The organism is Achromobacter sp. NCFB-sbj8-Ac1-l, assembly GCF_052695805.1.
Map to the genome: position 1 here is coordinate 2,681,563 of NZ_CP199812.1, position 18,059 is coordinate 2,699,621.

Consider the following 18,059-nt stretch of genomic DNA (forward strand, 5'->3'; position numbering starts at 1 on the left):
CCTGGGGTGTCGCGGTGCCATCGATCGGCGCCGCGCGCGAGTTTTCCGAATCATTTCCAGGAGCTGCGATTCATGGCCAAGAAACTGAATGAGAAGACCACCAAGGCGGCAAAGACGCTGCGCAAGCGCCCGCTGGCGACCCCGACCGACCTTGCCGCCGCCGCCACCCGCGACATCTCCGCGGTGCTGAACCAGGTGCTGGCCGACGTGTTCGCGCTGTACCTGAAAACCAAGAACTTCCATTGGCACGTCAGCGGACCGCACTTTCGCGATTACCACCTGCTGCTGGACGAGCAGGGTGACCAGCTCTTTGCCATGACCGACCCCATCGCCGAACGCATCCGCAAGATCGGCGGCACCACGCTGCGGTCCATCGGCCACATCTCGCGGTCGCAACGCATTTCCGACAACGACGCCGATTACGTCCAGCCGCTGGACATGCTGGCCGAGCTGCGCGAAGACAACAAGACCCTGGCCGCGTCCCTGCGCGAAGCGCACAACGTCACCGACGAACATCGCGACATCGCCAGTTCCAGCCTGATCGAGAACTGGATCGACGAGACCGAACGGCGCACCTGGTTCCTGTTCGAAGCCAGCCGCGAAGGGGATTCCACGGGGCATTGAGCCGCGTGGGCCTGGGCTGAGCGCAAGGCGGCCATTGCCACCCACGGCGCGCGCTTCCAGGCGGTGCTGACCATCGGCGCCGGGTCGGTGACGCCGATCCCGGCTCGCTCAGGCCAGCGCCAGCCCGCGCTGGGCGCCGGTGCGGTCGTCGTGCAATGCTTGCACGGCCAGCGCATCCGGATGCACGTTCAGCGTGTTGCCCACGCTGCCCAGGTACTGGCAAGCGGCATAGCCTTGCGCGGCCGTTTCGTAGCGCGCCACCCAGGCGTTGCGGGCGGCCTGCTTCTCGAACGGCACCGGCCAGACGCTCGGACGCGGCAGGTGCTCGTCGATGCCCACCCGCCAGGGCTTGGGGCTCAACCTTGCCCGAAAACAGTTCTGGTTGCGGCACATGCGCGCGTAGACCGGGTCGGCGCCCAACGCGTCGAACGCCTCGGTCACCTCGGCATCCGCTGGCGCAAACACGTCGTGCATGGCCAGGAGGCGCGCGCCTGATGGCGTGCGGTACACCCGCAGGTGCCAGTCGGGCCGTTGCTGGATGAACTGATCCACGCGTTCCCGCAGGCCCGTCAGCTGATCACTGTTGTCCTCGGTCAGGCGCAGCCCCTCGGCGCGTGCGCGCCAGAAGCCCAACGCCGTTACCAGCATGAGCGTGGCCAGGCCCGCCATCGCCGAGTGGGTGGCGTAGCCCACCGCGAAGGCCATCAGAAAGGCCGCGCCGATCACCGTCAGTCCGCGCGCGCTGCCGCGCCGGTCTTCGAAGTCGACGTCGACGAACATCACGTTGGGCGTATTCAGGCAGCGCGCCCCGTAGCCGTTGCGCGTGATGATGCTGTCGCCCTGGCGTTCGAGGATTTCCTCGCGAATCGGCATGCCGTCGGCGCCGTTATACGCCAGCTTGCGCTCGCGGCGTTGCAGCGGCTCGCCATTGACGATGCGCTCGAAAGCCTCGCGCGTGCGCTGGTCGGCATGCGCCTGTGCGGCCATCGCGCTGTCGTCGGACCAGCCGTAGCGGCGCACGGTGTATTGCTTGCCGGCCACCTGCTGCTGGATGCGGCCTTCGGCCCAGTATTCAGGAACGATCATGTGTCAGAAGCCTTTGCCCAGCGTGACCCACGCCAGCGCGAACAGCAGCAAGACGATGGCGATGGGCAGCCATTTGAAGCCGCCGCGCGGCACCCGGCCGGGTTCGGCCATCGGATCGCCCAGCCTGCTCGACGACAAGGGGACGTCGTCCTGGGCGGCGGGATTGAGTTGGGCGTCCACCAGCTTGAGGGCGTCGGCCAAGCCCAGGCCCGTGGCATCGCGCGTGAGGCGCACGGCTTCGACCTTGTGGCCGCGCGCCAGGGCGGCCAGGGCAGCGGCCGGTACGGCGGGCTTGTTGCCCTGCATGGCGCCGGCTTCGGTTGCGCCGTGGCTTGCGCTGCCGGCGGCACCTGCACCGAGCGCTTGCTCGCTGCTGTTGGCGTACCGTTCGACCGCTTCCTTGGACGACTTCAGGTCCATGCCGGTCTGGTCACGCGTGATCTTGATGGCTTCGATCAGCTTGCCACGCTCCAGCGCAGCGATGGCTTCGGGGGGAAGCTGGGTCATGAGTTTTCCTTGGGAATATCGCTACAGTCCGGCTCGGTTTGGGACAGCGCTCAGGGCTGTCCTCCCTGGCGTTGACCCGGGGTCGCGTGATGGCCTTGGCCCGCATGCCGCTCAATCGAGGCTATCGCCGCTTCCATTTTCAGCCGGGCCGCCGAATTGGCCGAATGCACGCGAATCGCCGGCGGCACCAGGCCATGCATGGCCACTTGCTCTTCCAGCCACAACAACACCGTATATCCCGTGCCATGCTCGTCGTCGCCCAGGTCGTGGTCGAGCGAAAGTTCCGTGACTTGACCGGTCTTGAGCAACGCGATGACCTCTTCAGGCCAGAATGTGCGCACCCAGCCTTCCGGCGTCACGCGCACATCGTCCAGAAATACCTTCATCCTTGTTCCTTGTTCGCGGCTGGCAGCGCGCACCGGCACCCGTGGCGGCAGGGCTGCCACGGGTGCCGCTATTTGTCCACCGACCGCATGTCGCAGGTGGTTTCGGACGTTTCGCAGATGCCCCGAAACCACGCCCGCCCGCGCGTGCGGTCCTTGGGGGCCAGTGCTTCGAACTTGTCGCTGTTGCGCATTTCGTAGTCCAGCAGCAGCCATTGGCCATCGCAGGCGACGATGCCTTGCACCTTGGCCCGTTCGGTCAGCCAGTTGTCCTGCAGGTCCAGCAGCTGTTCGCTGGCGGGGTCCGGGCGGGCGTATCCGCGCGCCGACTGGATGGCGATATTCGCATCGCCGGCTTCGATCCAGCCTTCGCCCTGGTACACGGGCCGTGGCCGGCTTTGATCGTTGCCGGTCTTGGCATCGCTGGCGTTCTTGATCCTGAGCCAGCCGTCGCGCGCCTCGGCCACATCGAACGTGACGCTGTAGTAGTCGATGGTGGGGTCCGGGCCGTCACCGCGGGTCGTCGGCAGGGTGCCCAGCACCTTGGCCTGGGCGGACGGCGCCGCGCGCACCTGGACCACGGGCTTCTCATCGTTCGTCCAGCCGGAGAAGCTGCAGGCGGTGGCCCCCGGCGGGGTCCAGGCCGTGCCCTGAGCGGGCGGCGGGGCGGCGAACGCGGGCGACAGGGTCAGTGTGGCAAGTACCAGGAATATCGGTCGAAAGGTCATGGGCTTGATCTCGTCGTCGATGGAAACTGGAAAGACAGGGAGCGGGCTGCGGTGTGGGCCGGGCAGCCCGCGGCATCAGCCGTGCTTGGGGAAACCGCCGCTGACCCATTCCGAGGCGCGCTGCACGCTCAGCTTGTAGGTCGGTGCCACGTGGGTCTGGGCCAGCTGTTCGCCCAATTCGTCGTAGGCGCTCAGCACGGCATAGGGTTCGTCTTCGTCGGGAACGATGTCCAGCTTGATCGTCAGGCGGCCGGCGTCGGCGTCGATCTTCACGCTCTTGTGCAGGGTCGCGTGCAATTGCTGTTCGTGGCGGCGCAGCACTTCGTTGGCGGTCTTGACCAGGGTGGAGAACGCGGGGCCGTCCATCGGCTTGGGGTTCTTCTTGTCGCGGCCCATCGTCCAGGGGCCTACCAGGGCCGGTTCGGCCTGGCCGTCCAGCGTCATCTCCACGGCCCAGCCGTCGTCGTCTTCGTTCTTGATGATCCGAGCGGTCCAGCCGTCATCGCGCCACAACCTGGCTTCTTGTTCCTTGCGGTCTTCGGCGATATCGGACTCGGGCGTGCGGGTGTCATTCACTGCGGTACTGCTCCTGGGTGGGATGGTGGGGGCGCGGACGTTCGCGCGACCTTCAGCACTTTAACTTAAGGCTGGGGGGATTTCCTGGCGTGGGGGCGCTTTTGACACAGAGAGGGGGCGTTGGCGGGAGTAACGGGCGTGATCACCGAACTTCCGACACAACTCCGCTCAAGCTCAGCGGCTTTTTGCGATCACATCCGTCATGTATTTGTTCAGATCGCGAAAATCCTGAACCGTCCAGGCGTGCGGCGGCACCTTCACGCCGTTCTCTTTCAACGTCTTGGGGATCAAGTCGCCGTTCGGACGCAGGATCACCGATGACACGATGACGCCCGGATAGTCATGCAGCCGCTTCTTGAAAGCGGCAGTGGTCAGGTCGGGGGTAGGCGGATTGCTCTTCTTGGCCAACGGCCCGGTGCCCTTGATGTCTGCCCCATGGCACATGGCACATCGCTGCGTGAAGAGGTTCTTGCCGTTGAGGTTCTGTGCGAACGCGGGCGCGGCTTGGGCCAGCAATGCAACGCCCAGCGAGGCGATGCTTAACACACGGACTGTCATTTTGTCTTTTTATATGAATTGAATAATGGTCGAGGCAAGCCAGGACGCGACGGTGTCCTGGCCCTCGGGCCGTCATGGCTCGATGATCTCTACTCGCTCGCCATGGCGCAATGCTTCATCGATGAGCCGGCGAAGGGCCAGTGAGGCAATCGCGGGGTTCACAAGATGGTCCACGAAGTAGAAACCCGCTGGCTCCAGCGCATAGCTGTAGATGTCCGTCATTGAAGGCCGCTCGATCGCGTCCGGCAGCTTTTTGATCAGCGCGGACGGATCATAACCAGCGGGAACGGCGAACTTGATCTGGTATTCGATGCCCATGGCTAGCTCAGTTCAAACTGTGGATCGTCCCCACGCCGCATGGTCATGGAATCTGCTGGCGGGACTTAGGAAAGTTCGGGCGAATTCCCGCTCATTGCCCATCAAGACGCACGCGGTTCCAATTCCTCCAGGTCGGCGGAATTGAAGCCCCAGCGGTGCGTCGGGTCTGCCTTGCATTGGATGACGATCTTGATTTCGCGTTTGGCGCCGACGTCTTTCAGCCCGATCTCGCCGTTGCATACCGGGCAGTCTCCGCCCAGGGTGGTGATATAGACGCTGCCGTGCTTGTCGGATTCGACGTTGAACCAGCCCGCAATGCTGACGAACCGTTTGCGCAACAGGCGATAGCCGATCATCAGCGCCGCGCCGAACGGAATGATCAGCCAGAACCACCACACGCCCCAGCGATACGACATTTCACCCAGGCTGGCGATGACCCCGGCCGCGCCGATGGCCGTCAGCCACAGGCGCTTGAGCGAGTGGCCGCGAAACGCGATGGGAATGATGTTGGTGCGCACGAGCCGCGGCAGGCTCCAGCCGCCTTCCTTGGAGAGCGGTCGGCGATACCCGGATCCAAGAATATCCTGGTCGGCCTTGAAACCGTCGTCCGGCACCGGGGACGGCTTGGGGCTGGACAAGCCGGACAAGGTCTTTTTGCATTCGTCGCAAAGAGGGCCCCGGCCGCGGAACGCCGCCCCGCAAGTTTGGCAATGCACGTGCAGTCCCTCGCGAATGATGACAACGGGCGAAAGAATACAACTGATTGGGAATTCAGAATGTTGCCGACCCCCGGCGTCGCGGCTGCGACGCCGGGGGTTTTACGGTTGCTTGAATGAGCACGCCGTCGGCAGGTCGTGCGGCAATCGCGACATGCCCCGGGCGTTACGGCGTGTCAGCCCGCAATGGCCGACACGCCGCAGGACCTCGGCGTGCTCGACCGCGCGTTAGAAGCGCACCGCCAGCTTGAACATGCCCGACTGCTGGCGGTTGCCGCCGCCAAACTGTGCGTCGTACGCAACGCCCGCGGTGGTGTTGCGGGCGATGGCGATTTCGGCGCCCAGGCCCAGCACGGCCGCGTTCTGCGCTATCGGTGCGCCGCTGACCGAGAACGTGCTGCCGCCGTCGAAGGCCAGGTCCTGCCGGGGCTTGACGTCGCCCATGGCATGGCGCCAGCCCAGCGACGCGGTGAGGCGGCCGGGTGCGCGGTTGGACTCGAATTCCCAGGCGCCGCGCAGGCCCAGCGTGGTGGTGGTCACGTCGTCGGTGCTGCCCGATCCGCGCAGGGCGGCCGATCCACCCGATTCCTGGAAGTCGCGGGTGCGCAGCTGGTTCCAGGCCAGGCCGGCGTAGGGTTCGATGCTGTAGGCGTCGCCCAGCGGCAGCTTGTAGCCCAGTTCGGTGAACACCTGCGTGGACGAGGCGTTGTACGAGGACTTCAACTGCTGGTTCAGGCTGCCCGCCGCGACATTGCGCTTGGTGTCGACGTCATGCCAGGTGTAGGCGGCACCGGCCATGAAGCGGATGTGGCCGGGGCCGGCGGGGAAGTTGCGGCCGCCGAACACGGTTGCCGTGTAGCTGTCGACGTTGGTGCGCGCCGAGGTGTCGGCCACGGAGCTGTGGCTGCCGGTGTAGCCGACCGCGCCGCCCAGGCGCCAGCCGCCGCCCACGGCGGCATCGGTGCCCACGAACAGGCCGCCGGCCGACTGGCTGACGCGCGAGGCGTTGCCGTCGCCGCCCAGGCTGCCCCAGTTGCCGAAGACCTGCGCCCAGACCGGGTGCGCGCCGCTTTGCGGCAGGGCGTCGGACGAGGGCGAGCCCAGTTGGGCCGTGGGCGGACCGGCAAACAGGGGCGCGTCGAGGTTGCCGCGCAGATGATCCAGCGGCAAGGTGCGCACGGTGTCGCTCTGGCCTTGCAGCACGCTGGCAGTGCTGGCGTAGGCTTCGCCCGCCAGCTGCTTCAGGGCCGATCGCGCTTCGGTGGGCGTCATGGTCAGCACGGCGGTCGTGACCTGGCTGGCGCCCGTGTTCCTGGGCGAGGTGATGCCGCTGCCGATCACGGGCGAGCCGCTGCCGGTCAAGGAGGTGGCGGGGGTCGACGAGCCATTGCCGGCCGCGCCATTGCCGGCCGCGCCATTGCCCGTGGCCGAGGAACCATTGCCGGAGGACGACGCCCCGTTGCCATTGCTCGTGGCGGGCGGGTCTTCCTTGTCCAGCGCGTTGCCCACGCTGCTTTCGTTGCCTGAGTTGCCGATGCTGCCGATCGGCACGTCATTGCGCGTCAGCGTCATGAAGGCGTTTTTCGCGTCGTAGCTCAGCGTGGGGGTCAGGAAGGCGTAGTTGCTGGAGGCGCCGGTGAATCGGCCCTGGATGCCGCCGTCGGCCGTCAGGATGTTGTAGGTGGTGCGCGGCGCATAGTTGCCGTCGGGGCCGACGTGGGCCACGGTGCCGTCCAGGTAGGCGATGCCGGTGACGTGGATGCGGTCGCTGGCGCTGCTGGCGGGGTCGGCGTGCACGCGGTAGATCGTGTCCTGGCCGAAGGTCAGGTTGCCGTTGACGGTGAGCGTGCCGATGGGCGAGCCATCGTTGCCCGGCGAGATGACGGCGGTGGGGTACAGCGTGGTGGTACCGACCTGGCCGACGCCGGCCAGCACGACTTCGCGGCCGATGTCCATGGGGCCGTTCAGCTTGCCATCGATTTCCAGGGCGCCGTCGGCGATCAGGATGGGGCCGGACAGGCCGCTGCTGTCGGCGGTCAGGATCAGCGAGCCTGGGCCGGTCTTGACGAAGCCCTGCGTGCCCTGCAGCGGGTTGTGGATGGTGTCGACGAACTGGCCCGACGCATAGGTGCCGTCGCCCACGACGAGGGCGGGCGGGTTGCCGCCGTTGCCGACCAGGGTGATGGGCGCGCCTTGCACGGTGTAGCGGTCGGTGGCGAACTGGATGCCCGACACGCGAATGGGGCCTGCGCCGCCGTCGACCGTGACCGTGCCGGCCGCGCCGGTGAAGATGGCATAGCCGCCATCGGGCAGGGCGCCGGTGGCATTGGTGGGGCTGTTCCAGTTGCCGCCGGTGGCGCTCCAGGTGCCGTTGCCGCCGCCCGCGCGGGTGGCGGATGCCACGCCGTTGCCGTTCCACAGGTTGGTGGTGCTGGGGCCGAGGATCAGGTTGATCTGCTTGTCGCCGGTCAGCGACTGGATGTTGGCGGCCGGCACGGAATCGCCGGTGACGGTGCCCAGCGTCAGGCCGTTGCCGCTCAAGGTGCCGCCGTACGACAGGATGCGGTAGTAGCCGGCGTTGACCCCCAGGGTATTGACCGAGACGTTCAGCGTCGTGTTGTTCAGCGCGACATTGCCGCCGACCGTGATGTTGTCGCCGGTGCCGGGCTGGGTGATGGGCAGGCCGGCATAACCGGTTTCGAAGTCGAACACGGCATTGTTCATCGACAGGTCGCCCTTGACGACCAGGTTGCCGTTGGACACGCCGGTGGGCGTGCCGACGGGATAACCCGGGGCCACGCGCGAATTGCCCGACACATCGAGATTGCCGTTGACCGTGCCAAAGCCGGACACGGTGGCGTTCGACACGGCATTGACGTTGCCGTTGAGGGTGACGCCGGCGCCGCCGCCATTGCCGCCGACGACCAGCGTGCCGCCATTGACGTCAACGCCGCCAGGGAAGTTGGCCGAGCCGTCGAATACCTGGGTATTGCCGGGTGCCACCGTCAGGTCGGCGGCCAGGGCGCCGCCGCAGTAGGTCGTGCTGAGCGCGAGCGTCGCGGTCAGCCATTTGTTTTTGCCAGAGGTCAAAACTGGAGTCCTTTGTATTTCGATTGATAATCTCGCCCGGGCATTTTTCGCCGATGTAACGAAGTTGCTGCATAACGAAACAAAATGCTCTGGCGCTGCGAGGAATCGAAAAAAAGGACGGAATTTATACTAATTTTTTTTGCAATACAAAGTAGGGGTGTTTGGATACCATCCGTATTATTAAGGGTCGGGTTGTGGATACCAACCGATTGATTTTAAACAGGGTTTTAGATACCGTCCGCATTATCAAAATGGCGTGAATTGATACATTTAATCGTATAAAAAACGGGGCGGGATGAGGGGCGATGGATGTGGTGATGGTGCTGTGATGCTTATTATTGATTCTCTAGTTGTTGGATATTCCAGGAATTAATTATTAAGCGCTTTTTATGTCATTAATAATAAAACACTGCATTATTGAAAATAATGAGCGGCATCCACAAGCGCAAGTGGCTGCCCATGGGCAGCCACCAAGCGATTCAGGCGTGAACGCCAGGCGATTCGGCGTTCAATGCCTACGGATTCACCAGCACCGGCTTGTCTCGATACGCCGCCGGAAAGGTCTTGGCCAGGTTTTCCACCTTGGGCACGTCATTGACCATGATGTACATGCTGTAGGGGTGGCGCACCAGATAGTCCTGGTGGTAGCCCTCGGCCGGGTAGAAGCCCTTCAGCGGTTCCACCGTGGTCGCCAGCGTCTTGGGATACACGCCCGCCTTGTCCAGCTGCGCGATGTAGGCTTCGGCCACCTTGCGCTGGCTGTCGTTGGCGGGGAAGACGGTGGACCGATACTGCGTGCCGCTGTCTGGCCCCTGGCGGTTCAGCTGGGTGGGGTCGTGCGCCACCGAGAAATAGATCTGCAGCAGCTGGCCGTAGCTGACCTGCTTGGGGTCATAGGTGATTTCGACGGATTCGGCATGACCGCTGCGTCCGCCGCTGACCGTGTCGTAGTCGGCCGTGGACGCCTGGCCGCCGGCGTAGCCGGACACCGCGGACGTCACGCCCTTGACGTGCTGGAACACGGCCTGCACGCCCCAGAAGCAGCCGCCGGCGATGACGGCTTTTTCCTGGGCGGCGGTGGCCGGCTCGTCGACGGCGGGGGGCGGGATGATGAAGGCGCGCTCGGCGGCGCCTGCTGCGTGGGCGGCGAACAGGCCGGCGGTGGCGACCAAGGCGGCGCAAAGGACGCGGGGGCGGATAGGCATGATGCGGATTCCTGTACAGAAAAGACGCGGGCCGGAGTCAGGCCTGCGGGGTGAAGCTCATGGCCACGCCGTTCATGCAATAGCGTAGACCGGTGGGGCGGGGGCCATCATCGAAGACATGCCCCAGGTGGCCGCCGCAGTTGCTGCAGTTGACGGCCGTGCGGGTCATGCCGAAGCTGCGGTCTTGCAGCGTGGCCACGGCATGGTCCAGGGGCTGCCAGAAGCTGGGCCAGCCGGTGCCGCTGTCGAACTTGGTGGTGGACGAAAACAGCTTCTGGGCGCAGCCGGCGCAGGCAAAGGTGCCGGCTCGGTGCTCGTTGTTCAGCGGGCTGGTGTAGGGCCGTTCGGTGCCCTCGCGGCGCAGCACGTCGTATTGCGCGGCGGTCAGCTTGGCGCGCCATTCGGCGTCGGTCAGCGTGTAGGGGTAGGCCTGGGCTTGCGCTGCGCGCGCCCGGTTGGCGCCCAGCAAGGGCGCCAGGCCGGCGGCCGCGGCAACGGCGCCGCCTGCGCTGAGAAAATGCCTGCGTGTCAGTCTCATGATGGGCTCCGTGTGTGGGGTGTCGGGTGGGCCGGCGGCCGGGTGGCCCCGATGGGCCGGCCCCCGTCCTCACTTGCTCATGGAATCCTTGCCCATGGAATCCTTGCTCATGCCGCCTTTGGACATGCCGTCCTTGGACATCGAATCCTTGGACATCGAGCCTTTGGACATCGAATCCTTCGACATGGAATCCTTGGACATCCCGTCCTTGCCCATGGAATCCTTCTTCATGCCGTCCTTGCTCATGCTGCCCTTGGACATGCCGTCTTTCGCCATGCCATCCTTGGACATGCTGCTGGCGGGTGCGCCGTCCTTGGACATCGAATCCTTGCTCATGCTGTCGGCGGCATGGGCCGCGACGGCGCCGAAGGCGAGGCAGACGGCAAACGCGGCGGTGGTGAGTTGCTTCATGATGAGTTCCTTTGGTGTGTCGTTGAGTGAAAACGCGAAAGCGCAAAAAACCACCTAGCTGCCGCCGAACCAGTTGTAGCCCTGGTCCTCCCAGTAACCGCCCGGGTAGGTGTTGGTGACGAAGATCGCCTGGATGTGCTTGGGGTTCTTGTAGCCAAGCTTGGTGGGCATCCGCAGCTTCATGGGAAAGCCGTACTCCGGCGGCAGGGTCTTGCCGTCGTACGTCAGCGCCAGGATGGTCTGCGGGTGCAACGCGGTGGGCATGTCGATGCTGGTGTAGTAGTCGTCGGCGCACTTGAAGCCGACGTACTTGGCCGTCAGGTCGGCCCCGACACGCTTGAGAAAGGTGGAAAACGGCACGCCGCCCCATTTGCCGATGGCGCTCCAGCCTTCGACGCAGATGTGGCGCGTGACCTGGTCGATCTGGGCCATGGCGCGCAGTTCCTCCAGGCGCCAGCGGCGCTTGTCGGCGACCATGCCGGTGACTTCCAGCCGGAAGCTGTCTTCGTCCACGTGCCGCACCTCGTCGATACCGTAATAGGCATTGAACGGAAACGGCCGGGTGATCATGGATTCGGGGTAGGTGGGGGCAAGCTTGTTGGGGTCGAAGATCCAGCCCTGCACGCGGTCGTTCAAGCGCGACACGCTGGTCAGGGCTTTCTCGACGTTCTCGTCATCGGACAGCGAACAGCCGGACAGCATGGCCAGGCCGCCCAGGGTCAGGCTGCGGCGCAGGAAGGCGCGGCGCGACGGCGCCTCGACCCGCTTGTCCAGGATCTTGACGGCTTCTTTGAGGATGGCGGGGCCGTCCAGGCCCAGCAGTGACAGGCGTCGTTTTGCGCTCACGCGAGGCTCCTTATTTGCCGCGGATCATGGCGATGAGGCTGCGCGGCACCAGGGCCACCATGGCCAGGTGAACCGCCACGAAAGCCACCAGCAGCGCCATGGCGAAGAAATGGATGCGGCGCGCGAATTCATAGCCGCCGAACAGCGCGCGCAGGGTGTCGAACTGCACCGACTTCCACAGCACCAGTCCGGACAGGATCAAGACGGTGATGTCGGCGATGACGAACAGATAGGCCAGCCGCTGCACCTGGTTGTAGTGGCGCGGGTCGGCATGCGAGAGCTTGCCGCGCAGGGCGGCGCCCAGGTCGGCCAGTACGCCGCGCGGTCCGACGGGGAAGAATTTGCGGGCCAGGCGGCCGGTCGTCAGGTTCAGGCCCAGGTACAGCAGGCCATTGGCCAGCAGCAGCCACATGCCGGCAAAATGCCATTGCAGGGCGCCGCCCAGCCAGCCGCCCAGGGTGATGCCGTTGGGAAAGGCAAAGTCGAAGAACGGCGCGGCGTTGTAGATGCGCCAGCCGCTGGTGACCATGATGACGACGGCCAGGGCATTGAGCCAATGGGTGATGCGCAGCCAGCCGGGGTGGATCGGGGCGGCGCCGCCTGCCGGGCGGGTCGGGCCTGCCGCAGCGGGGGCCGGGGCCAGCGGGGCCGACCGGCCGTGGGCAGGCGCCGCCTGGGCGGTCAGCCCGGGGGGCAGGGCGGCGGGGGGGCGGTCACGGGTGGCGGCCATGGGGGGCTCCTTGGGGAGGCGGTTCGTTGTCGTTGGAGCCATTCTTCCCCGGCGCCGATATCCAAGTCCTCACGCAAACTTAAAATAAATGTGATAACTGGCCGCCGCGGATTGGCGACAATAGCGGTGCCCCCGCAAGCGTTCACGCCTGCGGTTGACGTTTTTGCGGCCCCCCGCCGTGCCACCCACCCGAGCCCGCCTATGGATACGCCCCGCCGCGTCCTGATCGTCGAAGACGACGCCCACATTGCCGAACTGCTGCGCCTGCACCTGCGCGACGAGGGCTATGCCGTCGAGCACGCCGCCGATGGCAACGAGGGCATGCGCCGGCTGGAAGAAGGCGACTGGGATGCGCTGGTGCTGGACCTGATGCTGCCGGGCATCGACGGCCTGGAAATCTGCAAGCGCGCCCGGGCGATGGCGCGCTATACGCCCATCATCATCACCAGCGCGCGGTCCAGCGAGGTGCACCGCATCCTGGGGCTGGAACTGGGCGCCGACGACTACCTGGCCAAACCGTTTTCGATGTTGGAACTGGTGGCGCGGGTGCGGGCGCTGCTGCGCCGCACCGACGCGCTGGAACGCAACGCCCGCATCGACGCCGGCAGCCTGCGCCAGCACGGCGTGGCCATCGATCCCATTGCACGCACGGCATCGGTGGACGATCGCCGCCTGGAACTGACCCCGCGTGAATTCGACCTGCTGCACTTCTTTGCCCGTCATCCGGACAAGGTGTTTTCGCGGCTGGATCTGCTGAACCAGGTGTGGGGCTACCAGCACGAAGGCTACGAGCACACCGTGAACACGCACATCAACCGGCTGCGCACCAAGATCGAGACCGACCCGTCCAATCCGCAGCGCATCCTGACGGTCTGGGGACGCGGCTACAAATTCGCGGCCGGGCCCGCGCCGCAACCGGAATCCGCCTCATGAAGCGCCTGACCCTGACCCAGCGCCTGTCCGGCGTGTTCGCCTTGCTGCTGCTGGCCTGCTGCGGCGCGTCGGCCTGGTTCCAGATTTCGGCCAACGTGCGCTACGAACAGGAAGTGGTGCAGCGGCTGTCCAGCGGGCTGGCGCAGCATATCGCCGGCACCAACGAATTGATGGACGCCAATGGCTGGAAGCCCGACGCGGTGCGTTCGCTCTTCGGCATGCTGATGGCCGTGAACCCGTCGGTCGAGGTGTACCTGCTGTCCAACGACGGTCGCATCGTGGGCGACGCTGCGCCGCCGGGGCAGATCAAGCGCGACCGGGTGGACCTGGCGCCGGTGCGGCGCTTCCTGGCGGGCGAGGCGTTGCCCATCGAAGGCGACGATCCGCGCCACCTGGGCACCGCCAAGGTGTTTTCGGCCGCGCCGGTGCGGGTGGCGGGGCAGGACAAGGGCTACGTGTACGTGGTGCTGCAAGGCCAGGCGCACGATGCGCTGGCCATGGCGGTGTCGCGCAGCTCGGTGCTGCGCACGACCCTGTGGTCGATTGCGCTGGTGGCCCTGCTGGGGCTGGTGGCGGGCCTGGCGGCGTTCGGGCTGATCACCCGGCCCTTGCGCGGCCTGACGCGGGCCGTGCGGGATTTCGACGGCGACGACGGCCGGGCGCTGGCGGCGCTGGAAAAGCCCGCGGACGCCACGGACACCAGCGGCGACGAGATTTCGCTGCTGCGCCGCAGTTTCGTGCAGATGGGGCGCCGCATTTCAGAACAATGGCGCGAACTGACGCGGCAGGACCAGCAGCGGCGCGACCTGGTGGCCAATATCTCGCACGACCTGCGCACGCCGCTGACGTCGCTGCACGGCTACCTGGAAACGCTGCGCATGAAGGACGACACGCTGGATGCGTCCGAACGCCGCCGCTACCTGGACATCGCGCTGGCGCAAAGCCGCAAGGTGGGCCGGCTGGCGCAGGAGCTGTTCGAACTGGCGCGGCTGGAATCCGGTTTGGTGCGGCTGGAACCCGAGACCTTTTCGCTGCCCGAACTGGCTCAGGACGTGATCCAGAAATTCGAACTGGCCGCCGAGGCGCGCCAGCAACGGCTGACCACGGCGATCGCGCATGAACTGCCGCCGGTGCGGGCCGACCTGGGCATGATCGAGCGCGTACTGACCAACCTGCTGGACAACGCCATCCGCCATAGCGCACCGGGCGGCAATATCGAACTGAGCCTGGGGCAGGCGCGAGAGGGCGTGCAGGTGCGGGTCAGCGACACCGGCGCCGGCATTCCCGAGGCGCTGCGCGCCGGCCTGTTCACCCGCGCATCCGTGCTGGCCAACGGCCCGCGCGACAGTGGCGGGCTGGGGCTGGTGATCGTGCACCGCATCCTGCAGCTGCACCACAGCGATATCCGGCTGGTGGAACGGGCCGAGCCGGGCGCCGTGTTTGAATTCAACCTGCCGGTGGCGCGCTAGGGACAGCGTGCAGGCGCCGCACCACGCCTTGCGTGGCATCCACGTCCAATAGCTCGCCCGTTGCCGCCTGCTGCAGGATGCCCTGCACGTTGACCAGGGCCGGCACGCCGAACTCGCGCGCAACGATGGCGCCGTGCGACAGGTAGCCGCCGGCTTCCATCACCACGGCGCCGGCGCGCAGGAACAGCGGGGTCCAGGCGGGGTCGGTGGATGGCGCGATCAGGATGGCGCCCGCGGGCATGGCCAGCGCCTGGGCTGGGTCGCGGGCGATGAAGGCCGGGCCTTGCGCCCGACCGGCGGACACCGGGGTGCCGCGCCACGTGTCGGCGTCCGCGGGCGCGGCGGTGCGCGTGGCCGTGCTGGCTGCAAGGTTATGCCGCGATGACGACGCGTTGTCATATTCGACGATCACATCGATGTCCGGCGTCCCGGCCCACCGTTGCAATTGGGCGCGCCGGTCCGCCGCGCGCCGTTCGGCGTGGACGGGCGCCAGGCGGCCGTCGGCCAGCGCGAACACTTCCTCGGCGGTCAGGTGAAAGATGTCGTCCGCAGCGGCCATCAGCCGTGCACCCAGTTCCCGCGCACTGCGCCGCGCCGCCGCCAGGTAGGCCACCAGCACGCTGCGCGCGGCTTCGCGCTGGGCGCCTTCGATCCGGGCGGCCGCCAGCAGCCTGGCGGCCAGCGGCCGCTGCCACCACGGCAAGACCGCGCGCACCTGGCGCCAGGCATCCCGTGCCCCCTGTTCCTGGCGGGCACGCAGGGCGTCGGGATCGGTGCCGATCAGGTTCAGCACGCTGTCCAGGACGTAGCCGGGCGCCTCGCGCCAGCGCGGGTTGCGCATATAGGTTTCGTACACGGCGCGGTGCCCGTAGCGCGCCAGGAAATCCGCCAACGCGCGGCGAAACGCGCTGTCCGGCGGCAACTGGTCGGCCCAGGCGGCGCTGTCGCGGTCAGGCGCACGCAGCCAGGCCAGCGCCTGCGGTTCACGCGATGCCAATTGCGCGAGCGCCATCAAGGCATAGCTTTGCGCCGCGGTCACGCTGGGCTCGCCGCCGGCCATCAGCGCGGCGGTCAAGGCGTGGCCTGCGCCGGGGCGGGCCCGTTCCACGATGTCGAGCAGCTTGGACAGCGCACCGCCGCCCGAGCCTTGCAGGAAAAACAGGTCGTCGGCCGCGGCCACGGTCAGGAACTGTTCGCGCAGGCGCGCGCCCAGTGCGGCCGGGGTGGCCGGCAGCGCCTCGTATAGCCAGGCCTGGGCGCGCGCGAACTGGCGCGGCAGATCGTCTTGGGCGCGGCGGCGCAGCGGCGCGGCCCGGCGCAGATAGCGCAGCAGGCGCAGGCCATGGTTCAGCCGTTGCAGCAGGGTGGGGCGCGGCACCTGGATATCGGGCTGCGGGCCGCCCAGCATGGCGTTCATGGCGTGCGGCGCAATGCCCAGCGCGTCGTGGCCGACCCACTGGATGACGGAGGCATCCAGGTAGGCGCGGCCCTGGAACATTGCCACCATCCGCACGCCGGGCAGCGTGGGGTAGCCGCTGAGCTCGAATCCGCAGGTCAGCATGCGTTGCGCCATGACCCGGCCGCCATCCCATTCCAGCGCGGACATGGGCTGCGGCAGCACCTCGCGGGTGTTGCCGCGCGACCAGTATGACGGCTGCGATTGCAGGCCGGGATAGGTGTGGCGTGCCAGGGCGGTGACGGGGCGCGCCTGCACGATCCAGAAGCGGCTGCCGTCCCAGGCCCATTCCAGATCGTAGGGCGCGGCGGAGTAATCCAGTGCGCGCGCGGCGTCGCGCACGAGCGCCGCCAAGGTGTCGATCTGCGTGGCCGTCAGCACGGCGCGGGCGGCGTGTTCGGCGGCCTGGTCCACCAGTTGCGTGCCGCCGCCTTCGAGGGGGCGCGTGGTTCGGCGCTTGGCGCCGAGGCGCGCGTCCATCAGCGACCACGTCAGCGTCAATGCATCTGCGCGCAGCCGGTATTCGTCGCCGTCCGCCTGGCCGGCGACCAGCGATTCGCCCAGGCCCCAGTTGGCGTGGATCACCATGTGGTCGTGGCGCCCCGTGAGCGGATCGCAGGTGAAGGCGATGCCCGACGCGGTGGCGTCGACCAGCGGCATGACGACCACCGCCATGGCCCGGTCGTCATGGCTCAGGCCCAGCCGCTGACGGTAGGCATCGGCCTGCGGCGTCCGGGCCGAGTCCCAGATGCGTTGCAACGCCTCGATGGCGGCCTGTACGCCCCGCACGTTCAGGCAGGACAGGTGGATGCCGGCGAAGGACGCCGCGCCGCCGTCTTCCTGCGGGGCGGACGAACGCAGGGCCAGGGGGGTGTCGAGCCAGCCGCGTGCGTGCAGGGCGTCGCGCAGCGCCCGGGCGACGTCGGCCGGCACGGGTTGGCCGTGTCGATGCGCGGCGCCGGCCTGGGCCGACAGCACAAACCCGGGCGGCACCGGCACGCCCAGTTCGGCCATGCGCGCCAATTGCCAACCCTTGCCGCCGGCGATGGCGGGGCCGGCCTGGCGGGCGGCCGCCCAATCCAGGACCTCGGCGCCTTCCGGGGCCGCGGTGGCCGCCGAGGTGGCTGCGGGGGTGGGGCCGGGCACGCGATCGGGCGACGGGCCGGCGGGCGTTTGCGATGTCATGGCGCGTTTCCGGGGGCGGCGGCGCCTTGCACGAACAGCGATGTCAGGGCGTCGAATTCCTTGCGCAAGCTGGCGCCGGGCAGGTCCAGCCACCGCAGCAGGGCGCCCAGGTGCAGGAACTGCAGCTGGTGGGCCAGGCGTTCGGTGGACAGGTCCGCGCGCAATTGGCCGGCGGCCTGGGCTTGCGCGATCAGCCCTTCGAATAGCGCCTGCATGCCGCTGCGTGGCGATTTGTCGGTGTCGTGATCCGCTCGCAGGGTCGACAGCCGGTACCGCAGGTAGGGGCCCAGATAGGCGCGGTTAGATTCCGACCAATGCGCCGACGCGTGCAGCACGCGCTTGAGCCGTTTCGCGAAGTCGGGCTGGGCGCGCAGGCCGGGCAACAGATCGGCTGCGCTCGCGGCCAGTTCGGCATGAAAGCGATGCGCCAGCAGCGCTTCCTTGACTGGAAAGTGGTTGTACAGCGTGCCCTTGGACACGTCGGCCTGGGCCGCGATCTGTTCCATGGTGACCGCGTCGTAGCCCAGCGTTTCGAACAGGCGATAGGCGGTCTGGGCCAGATGGTCCAGCGTGTGCTGGCGCTTGCGTTCGCGCAGGCCGGGGGCGGCGGGGGTGGCGGGGGAGGCGGCGGGCATGGTCGGTAAGTTATTGAACGACGAATAATATTGTACGTCGTTCAATAATTTTTGAAAGCCCCAGG

19 protein-coding genes are annotated in these 18,059 nt (G+C 67.0%); 3 read left to right on the top strand and 16 right to left on the bottom strand.

The window, feature by feature from the left end; all coding sequences use genetic code 11:
* Positions 1–72: 72 nt before the first annotated feature.
* Positions 73–624 carry a Dps family protein gene (locus ACUDP5_RS12365; protein ID WP_263912592.1) on the top strand — a complete coding sequence of 184 codons (552 nt, stop codon included), beginning with the start codon at positions 73–75 and terminating at the stop codon, positions 622–624.
* A 108-nt stretch (positions 625–732) separates the two neighbouring features.
* Here ACUDP5_RS12365 and ACUDP5_RS12370 read toward each other — a convergent pair whose 3' ends face one another.
* The 14 genes from ACUDP5_RS12370 to ACUDP5_RS12435 form a co-directional block, all read right to left on the bottom strand.
* Positions 733–1,710 carry a hypothetical protein gene (locus ACUDP5_RS12370; RefSeq protein WP_263912593.1) on the bottom strand — a complete coding sequence of 326 codons (978 nt, stop codon included), beginning with the start codon at positions 1,708–1,710 and terminating at the stop codon, positions 733–735.
* A 3-nt stretch (positions 1,711–1,713) separates the two neighbouring features.
* Positions 1,714–2,217: a hypothetical protein gene (locus ACUDP5_RS12375; RefSeq protein WP_445658869.1), complete on the bottom strand. Its 504-nt coding sequence runs from the start codon at positions 2,215–2,217 to the stop codon at positions 1,714–1,716.
* Positions 2,218–2,267: 50 nt separating this feature from the next.
* Positions 2,268–2,603: a cyclic-phosphate processing receiver domain-containing protein gene (locus ACUDP5_RS12380; protein WP_263912595.1), complete on the bottom strand. Its 336-nt coding sequence runs from the start codon at positions 2,601–2,603 to the stop codon at positions 2,268–2,270.
* 68 nt (positions 2,604–2,671) lie between these two features.
* The gene (locus ACUDP5_RS12385; protein ID WP_445658870.1) at positions 2,672–3,328 is read right to left on the bottom strand and encodes an SH3 domain-containing protein; all 657 of its coding nucleotides are present in this window, start codon (positions 3,326–3,328) and stop codon (positions 2,672–2,674) included.
* 75 nt (positions 3,329–3,403) lie between these two features.
* Positions 3,404–3,904, bottom strand: a complete 501-nt coding sequence (locus ACUDP5_RS12390) for a hypothetical protein (RefSeq protein ID WP_445658871.1) — start codon at positions 3,902–3,904, stop codon at positions 3,404–3,406.
* A gap of 174 nt (positions 3,905–4,078) precedes the next feature.
* Positions 4,079–4,462, bottom strand: a complete 384-nt coding sequence (locus tag ACUDP5_RS12395; protein ID WP_263912598.1) for a cytochrome c — start codon at positions 4,460–4,462, stop codon at positions 4,079–4,081.
* A gap of 72 nt (positions 4,463–4,534) precedes the next feature.
* Positions 4,535–4,780 (bottom strand): hypothetical protein, encoded by a 246-nt coding sequence (locus ACUDP5_RS12400; RefSeq protein ID WP_263912599.1) that lies wholly within the window; start codon positions 4,778–4,780, stop codon positions 4,535–4,537.
* 101 nt (positions 4,781–4,881) lie between these two features.
* Entirely contained in the window at positions 4,882–5,427 is a 546-nt protein-coding gene (locus tag ACUDP5_RS12405) for a hypothetical protein (protein ID WP_445658872.1), read from the bottom strand.
* A 297-nt stretch (positions 5,428–5,724) separates the two neighbouring features.
* A complete protein-coding gene (locus ACUDP5_RS12410; protein ID WP_445658873.1) occupies positions 5,725–8,586 on the bottom strand; it encodes an autotransporter domain-containing protein in 2,862 nt (953 codons plus the stop codon).
* Between the two features lie 515 nt (positions 8,587–9,101).
* Positions 9,102–9,791 (bottom strand): peptide-methionine (S)-S-oxide reductase MsrA, encoded by a 690-nt coding sequence (gene msrA / locus ACUDP5_RS12415; protein ID WP_445658874.1) that lies wholly within the window; start codon positions 9,789–9,791, stop codon positions 9,102–9,104.
* 37 nt (positions 9,792–9,828) lie between these two features.
* Entirely contained in the window at positions 9,829–10,329 is a 501-nt protein-coding gene (msrB, locus tag ACUDP5_RS12420) for a peptide-methionine (R)-S-oxide reductase MsrB (RefSeq protein ID WP_263912603.1), read from the bottom strand.
* Between the two features lie 69 nt (positions 10,330–10,398).
* Complete coding sequence (locus ACUDP5_RS12425) at positions 10,399–10,740, bottom strand: pentapeptide MXKDX repeat protein (RefSeq protein WP_445658875.1); 342 nt, start codon at positions 10,738–10,740, stop codon at positions 10,399–10,401.
* Positions 10,741–10,794: 54 nt separating this feature from the next.
* Positions 10,795–11,586 (bottom strand): molybdopterin-binding protein, encoded by a 792-nt coding sequence (locus ACUDP5_RS12430; protein WP_445658876.1) that lies wholly within the window; start codon positions 11,584–11,586, stop codon positions 10,795–10,797.
* 10 nt (positions 11,587–11,596) lie between these two features.
* Positions 11,597–12,316, bottom strand: coding sequence for a cytochrome b/b6 domain-containing protein (locus tag ACUDP5_RS12435; protein WP_445658877.1), 720 nt, complete (start codon positions 12,314–12,316; stop codon positions 11,597–11,599).
* A gap of 201 nt (positions 12,317–12,517) precedes the next feature.
* Between ACUDP5_RS12435 and ACUDP5_RS12440 the strand changes: the two genes are divergently transcribed.
* Together ACUDP5_RS12440 and ACUDP5_RS12445 are read left to right on the top strand one after the other, a co-directional pair.
* Positions 12,518–13,249 (top strand): response regulator transcription factor, encoded by a 732-nt coding sequence (locus ACUDP5_RS12440; protein WP_445658878.1) that lies wholly within the window; start codon positions 12,518–12,520, stop codon positions 13,247–13,249.
* Positions 13,246–14,718: a HAMP domain-containing histidine kinase gene (locus ACUDP5_RS12445; protein WP_263912608.1), complete on the top strand. Its 1,473-nt coding sequence runs from the start codon at positions 13,246–13,248 to the stop codon at positions 14,716–14,718. Before ACUDP5_RS12440 ends, ACUDP5_RS12445 begins: the two co-directional genes overlap by 4 nt.
* On the opposite strand, the gene ACUDP5_RS12450 is transcribed toward ACUDP5_RS12445, so the two are convergent.
* Both ACUDP5_RS12450 and ACUDP5_RS12455 read right to left on the bottom strand, forming a co-directional pair.
* Positions 14,696–17,359 carry a PEP/pyruvate-binding domain-containing protein gene (locus ACUDP5_RS12450; RefSeq protein ID WP_445658879.1) on the bottom strand — a complete coding sequence of 888 codons (2,664 nt, stop codon included), beginning with the start codon at positions 17,357–17,359 and terminating at the stop codon, positions 14,696–14,698. The two genes, ACUDP5_RS12445 and ACUDP5_RS12450, sit on opposite strands and share 23 nt — an antisense overlap.
* On the bottom strand, positions 17,356–17,994 hold the full coding sequence (locus ACUDP5_RS12455; protein ID WP_445658880.1) for a TetR/AcrR family transcriptional regulator: 639 nt from the start codon (positions 17,992–17,994) through the stop codon (positions 17,356–17,358). Before ACUDP5_RS12455 ends, ACUDP5_RS12450 begins: the two co-directional genes overlap by 4 nt.
* Positions 17,995–18,059: the final 65 nt, after the last annotated feature.

Coding starts and splice junctions, on each gene's coding strand:
- ACUDP5_RS12365 (WP_263912592.1), top strand. CDS start 73: ATGGCCAAGAAACTGAATGAGAAGACCACCAAGGCGGCAAAGACGCTG.
- ACUDP5_RS12370 (WP_263912593.1), bottom strand. CDS start 1,710: ATGATCGTTCCTGAATACTGGGCCGAAGGCCGCATCCAGCAGCAGGTG.
- ACUDP5_RS12375 (WP_445658869.1), bottom strand. CDS start 2,217: ATGACCCAGCTTCCCCCCGAAGCCATCGCTGCGCTGGAGCGTGGCAAG.
- ACUDP5_RS12380 (WP_263912595.1), bottom strand. CDS start 2,603: ATGAAGGTATTTCTGGACGATGTGCGCGTGACGCCGGAAGGCTGGGTG.
- ACUDP5_RS12385 (WP_445658870.1), bottom strand. CDS start 3,328: ATGACCTTTCGACCGATATTCCTGGTACTTGCCACACTGACCCTGTCG.
- ACUDP5_RS12395 (WP_263912598.1), bottom strand. CDS start 4,462: ATGACAGTCCGTGTGTTAAGCATCGCCTCGCTGGGCGTTGCATTGCTG.
- ACUDP5_RS12400 (WP_263912599.1), bottom strand. CDS start 4,780: ATGGGCATCGAATACCAGATCAAGTTCGCCGTTCCCGCTGGTTATGAT.
- msrA (WP_445658874.1), bottom strand. CDS start 9,791: ATGCCTATCCGCCCCCGCGTCCTTTGCGCCGCCTTGGTCGCCACCGCC.
- msrB (WP_263912603.1), bottom strand. CDS start 10,329: ATGAGACTGACACGCAGGCATTTTCTCAGCGCAGGCGGCGCCGTTGCC.
- ACUDP5_RS12425 (WP_445658875.1), bottom strand. CDS start 10,740: ATGAAGCAACTCACCACCGCCGCGTTTGCCGTCTGCCTCGCCTTCGGC.
- ACUDP5_RS12435 (WP_445658877.1), bottom strand. CDS start 12,316: ATGGCCGCCACCCGTGACCGCCCCCCCGCCGCCCTGCCCCCCGGGCTG.
- ACUDP5_RS12440 (WP_445658878.1), top strand. CDS start 12,518: ATGGATACGCCCCGCCGCGTCCTGATCGTCGAAGACGACGCCCACATT.
- ACUDP5_RS12445 (WP_263912608.1), top strand. CDS start 13,246: ATGAAGCGCCTGACCCTGACCCAGCGCCTGTCCGGCGTGTTCGCCTTG.
- ACUDP5_RS12450 (WP_445658879.1), bottom strand. CDS start 17,359: ATGACATCGCAAACGCCCGCCGGCCCGTCGCCCGATCGCGTGCCCGGC.
- ACUDP5_RS12455 (WP_445658880.1), bottom strand. CDS start 17,994: ATGCCCGCCGCCTCCCCCGCCACCCCCGCCGCCCCCGGCCTGCGCGAA.